The following is a 4,674-nucleotide window of genomic DNA, read 5'->3' on the forward strand; positions in this document are numbered from 1 at the left end:
TAATAACTTTCCTTGAACTGTACTCTCGCCTCCAGGAAGAATAATTGAATCTATACTTGATAAATCAGATAAAGTTCTTACTTCCTTTGCTTTTACGCCAAGCTTTTCTAAAGAGATAATGTGTTCTCGAAAAGCACCTTGCAAAGCTAAAACCCCTACCATTATCGACCTCTTTCTTCCATAATGATTTTTATTTCATCAGGGTTAATTCCAACCATTGCTTGGCCTAAATCCTCTGATAACTTTGCAATTAACTTAGCATCCTTATAGTTTGTGACAGCTTGAACAATGCTTGCCGCACGCTTTGCAGGGTTCCCCGATTTAAAAATACCAGAACCTACAAATACACCTTCTGCACCGAGTTGCATCATTAGAGCTGCATCAGCAGGAGTTGCAACACCTCCAGCAGCAAAGTTAACAACTGGGAGTTTACCTTTTTCATGAACATATAAAACTAGTTCATAAGGGACAGCTAAAGCTTTTGCTTCTTCAAAGAGCTCATCATCTCTCATTGACACAACCTTTCGAATTTCACTATTCATCTTTCTCATGTGTCTGACAGCTTGTATGATATCACCAGTACCCGGTTCACCTTTGGTGCGTATCATAGAGGCACCCTCATTAATTCTTCTTAAAGCTTCACCTAGGTCTCTAGCACCACAAACAAAAGGCACATTAAAGTCTCTCTTATTTATATGATATAAATCATCGGCTGGACTTAATACCTCGGATTCATCGATGTAATCAATTTCAATAGCCTGTAAAATCTGAGCTTCTACAAAGTGACCAATTCTACACTTTGCCATTACTGGAATTGATACTGCATCCTGAATTGATTTAATCATTTTAGGATCACTCATTCTTGATACCCCTCCAGCTGCTCTGATGTCTGCAGGAATTCTTTCAAGTGCCATTACCGCACATGCACCAGCTGCTTCAGCAATTCTAGCCTGCTCAGGAGTAGTTACATCCATAATTACTCCACCTTTAAGCATTTGAGCTAATCCTTTATTTAATTCATATTGTTTGTCTCTATCCATATTATACCTCTGATAATCTCACTTTAGCATCAAACTGGTTATATAAAAATATTCAGAAAACTTTTATATTATTAATACCAGAATAGAGGAACGTACTATGCTTACTTATCAACTGAATAAAGAAGAGGGATTACTATATCAGCAGTTATATTCTCTTATAAAGGAAGATATTATCTCAGAAAAGCTTGAAAAAGAGTCAAAGCTTCCATCTAAAAGAGCATTTGCTAGAAATTGTGGGGTTAGTACCATAACTGTTCAAAATGCTTATGACCAGTTAATCAGTGAAGGTTATATTACATCTGTTGAAAAGAAAGGCTACTACGTTTCAGGTGTCAAAAAACAAATTAAACAAGCACTTGTTGAATTTGAATATGAAAGGCCCAAATTACTTGATGATTTATCTAATACAAATATAAATGTAAATAACTTTCCATTCTCTGTTTGGTCCCACATAATGAGAAGGACTATGGCAGAAGAAAGGAATAAACTTCTTTCTCCTATCTCTGCAGCAGGAATGATAGAACTAAGAAAAGCTATTGCTAAACACCTTTATTCATTTAGAGCAATGGTTGTTTCCCCTGAACAAATAATAGTAGGAGCAGGAACCGAATATCTATATTCATTAATCATCCAGCTTTTAGGAAGAGATAATCACTTTGCCCTAGAAGATCCAGGGTATCAAAAGCTATCTTATATTTATAAAGTTAATGATAGTAAATTTTCATACATCAAACTGGATGATATTGGTTTAAGTATCACAGAGTTAAACAATAGTGATGCAAATATCCTACACATAAGCCCTACTCACCACTTTCCTACAGGACTCACAATGCCATTAAAAAGAAGATATGAAGTGCTATCTTGGGCAGCTGAAAGAGAAAATAGGTTCATTATTGAAGATGACTATGACAGTGAGTTTAAGGTATCAAAAAACCCTTATCCTACTCTATTTTCTTTGGATGGCTCTGAAAAAGTTATCTACTTAAATACCTTTTCAAGGTCATTAGCACCTTCAATTAGAATTAGTTATATGGTACTTCCAAAAAGCTTAGCACTAAAATTTAATGAAAAGCTTTCATTTTATTCATCAACCGTCCCAAGCTTTGAGCAATTAACACTAGCTAATTTTATCTTAGAAGGATACTTTGAAAAGCATATAAATAGAATGCGCCTTTACTATATGAGACAAAGAAAGGCTGTCATAAATGAAATACTAAATAGTAAGCTAAATAAGATAACTACCATCATTGAAAATGATTCAGGCCTACACTTTATCCTTAGGTTAAATACAGAAAAGAGTGATGAAGAAATAAAAGGAATTCTAAATAAAGAAAATATCAATATTTCTGCACTTTCTGAGTACTCAAGGCAAAAGAAGGTAAGCCATGATTTTATTATCAGCTACTCTAATTTAGATATTAACATCTTAAAAAAAGCTTTAGATGTACTATCGATAAATCTCATCAGTTGAAGCAACTAATGAGGAATAGAAATCATTTACCTTCCTCTTGTTATCACTAATTCTTTCTTTAAGATACTTAGCTAAAGCTTTATCTGTACAATATACAAAGCACCCCTTCATTGCACGAGAAAGTAGAGTTCGATAAGTATTTCGAATTATGAAATCAGCTTCCTTAAGAGCTTTATTATCACCTTTCTTGCATAAAGTTTTAAGTCCTTTTAACGATTGGTCTGTTGAAGCACGTTTTGTATAGTCAGTAATTACTTTCCCATTTTCATATCTTAAATCATCACCAATTATTACACCCACATAGCTAAATTCAAGCCCTTGGCTTGTATGAATACACCCTATTTGGTCAACAGAGTTTTCATCAATAGCCCATGTATTTGTATTACTAAAGTTCCACTGATGGCTAAAATCCTTTTCTTCAATTACAATATCATCCTTGCTCTTATCTTTTTTTGACAACCAAGGCCAACAGTAGCCAGCAAGCATTCTTGCCTTATTATCCTTTAAATTAAGTTTTTTAATTGTGTTCATCATTTCCTTAGGGTCATCGACAACTTCAATATCATAATCCTCAGGATCAAAGGTGTAGTATTCCTTTTTAAGGTCTAAAACATCATCTAAAAAGCTTAAATACCCATCACTACCATTACATCTAAATTGAGAAGAGAGCTTACCTTGATGCACCTCTGCTCCAAACCTCTCAGCCCAATAAAGTATATTAGAAACAGAACCAATATCATAAGATGTTATTTTTTGCATTTCATCGATGAAGAATACCGAAATTAGAGAAGCATTAATTATTTCTTTAATTTGGTTTTCTCCTTGGTTATGGTATATACCTGATTTCTCATTTAATCGATGAGCTTCATCAACAAATAGTGCATCAAAGGTATTTTGCTTAACAGCTAATAGTTGCCCCGATGAGAGAAATAGCTCTTTAATTGTAGCCTTCGTAAAACGATTATCACTTGATAATATAGACGTATAAGCATTTCTTGGAGCAGAATTCTTAGTAACATATGCAGCTACCTTATTATTCTGAAGAGCACTAGATAGCAAATTTATTGCTAACACACTTTTACCTGTTCCTGGACCACCTTCAATAATAAATACATGCTTTTCCCTTAAGGTATTACTTCTTTTTACTAAAGCCATAATGTTTTGAAAGAATACAATTTGATCATCAAGAAGAACAAATTCCTTTTTACCCTTTAAAATATTAGAAAGCACATCCTGTAATGATTTAGATGGTTTAATTCTTCCATTATCAATCCTATCCATTATTGCTTTCTTATCTGGCTTTACAACATATTTAGTAATAAAACTTCTAAGCTTAGATTCACCATCACGGAAGAAAAGAGGTGAATAATCAAGCTCAGGAAAGATAGATAAACTATTAATATCATCTCCTTCAAAATAGGTATAGTTATGTAGGTATGCACAAGGAAAAAGTGAAATATTTTCATTTTCTATAGCTTCATTATAGTTTTCAAGAGTTACTGCATATGACCATGCTTGGTAAGAAGGATGAGCAACTAATCTATTTGCTCCTCCAACAAATGTATTAACCAGCTTTTTATCTTCATCAATAGATACAGTAGACCATTGCTTTAATTCAACAATCACAACGTTGTCTTTGCCATTTTGGTCTTGACCTGCAATGATAAAATCAATTCTGCTTCCGCAGTTTGGAAGTCTATACTCTGCACATACTACTGCGTTATCATCAATTTTCTCTGTATTAATAACAGCAGCCATACACTTTAATGAGTTTTCCCAAGAAATGACTTCATTTTTATTTGCTTTGCCAATATTTTTCTCATATTCTCTTTTTACTGCATCAGCTATTTTATTTGCTTTACAGTCATTTATGAAGTCCTTCTTTTTTGCACTATAGATAATCATAACTACTCCCAATATTATGGTAGCACAAAAATATTAAAAATTAAGAAAAAGCTCATTTAAACGCTTTAAATAGCGATTTTGTTAATATTGTAACTATTTCAAAGCTAAATTGTTATCATAGTAATAAAACTTAATAAGGAGAAACCACTATGAGAAAGCTATTTTCATTTTTGTCAATTTCGCTTATTGCACTTTTATTTGTAACTTCATGTAGTAATCAAACAGCTACACCAGGCACAAGCCCAGAGACAAAAAAGC

At 33.2% G+C, this 4,674-nt stretch carries 3 protein-coding genes and 1 pseudogene; 1 reads left to right on the forward strand and 3 read right to left on the reverse strand.

Annotation, left to right across the window (positions count from 1 at the left end; genetic code table 11):
* Together SOY52_RS06600 and pdxS are read right to left on the reverse strand one after the other, a co-directional pair.
* Positions 1–162, reverse strand: a pseudogene (locus SOY52_RS06600) (pyridoxal 5'-phosphate synthase glutaminase subunit PdxT); the annotation flags it as partial.
* Positions 162–1,040 (reverse strand): pyridoxal 5'-phosphate synthase lyase subunit PdxS, encoded by an 879-nt coding sequence (gene pdxS / locus SOY52_RS06605; protein WP_320848171.1) that lies wholly within the window; start codon positions 1,038–1,040, stop codon positions 162–164. The pseudogene SOY52_RS06600 and the gene pdxS, both read right to left, overlap by 1 nt.
* A gap of 97 nt (positions 1,041–1,137) precedes the next feature.
* Here pdxS and SOY52_RS06610 point away from each other — a divergent pair, with 97 nt between their 5' ends.
* The gene (locus SOY52_RS06610) at positions 1,138–2,511 is read left to right on the forward strand and encodes a PLP-dependent aminotransferase family protein (RefSeq protein WP_320848172.1); all 1,374 of its coding nucleotides are present in this window, start codon (positions 1,138–1,140) and stop codon (positions 2,509–2,511) included.
* Here SOY52_RS06610 and SOY52_RS06615 read toward each other — a convergent pair.
* Positions 2,488–4,416, reverse strand: coding sequence for a DUF2075 domain-containing protein (locus tag SOY52_RS06615; protein WP_320848173.1), 1,929 nt, complete (start codon positions 4,414–4,416; stop codon positions 2,488–2,490). The two genes, SOY52_RS06610 and SOY52_RS06615, sit on opposite strands and share 24 nt — an antisense overlap.
* Positions 4,417–4,674 lie beyond the last annotated feature (258 nt).

The organism is Bullifex sp. (assembly GCF_034103065.1).
Classification (GTDB): Bacteria; Spirochaetota; Spirochaetia; order Sphaerochaetales; family Sphaerochaetaceae; genus Bullifex.

What these genes read in the sequence shown, in the direction of transcription:
- SOY52_RS06610 (WP_320848172.1), top strand. Translation starts at nt 1,138, where the DNA reads ATGCTTACTTATCAACTGAATAAAGAAGAGGGATTACTATATCAGCAG.
- SOY52_RS06615 (WP_320848173.1), bottom strand. Translation starts at nt 4,416, where the DNA reads ATGATTATCTATAGTGCAAAAAAGAAGGACTTCATAAATGACTGTAAA.
- pdxS (WP_320848171.1), bottom strand. Translation starts at nt 1,040, where the DNA reads ATGGATAGAGACAAACAATATGAATTAAATAAAGGATTAGCTCAAATG.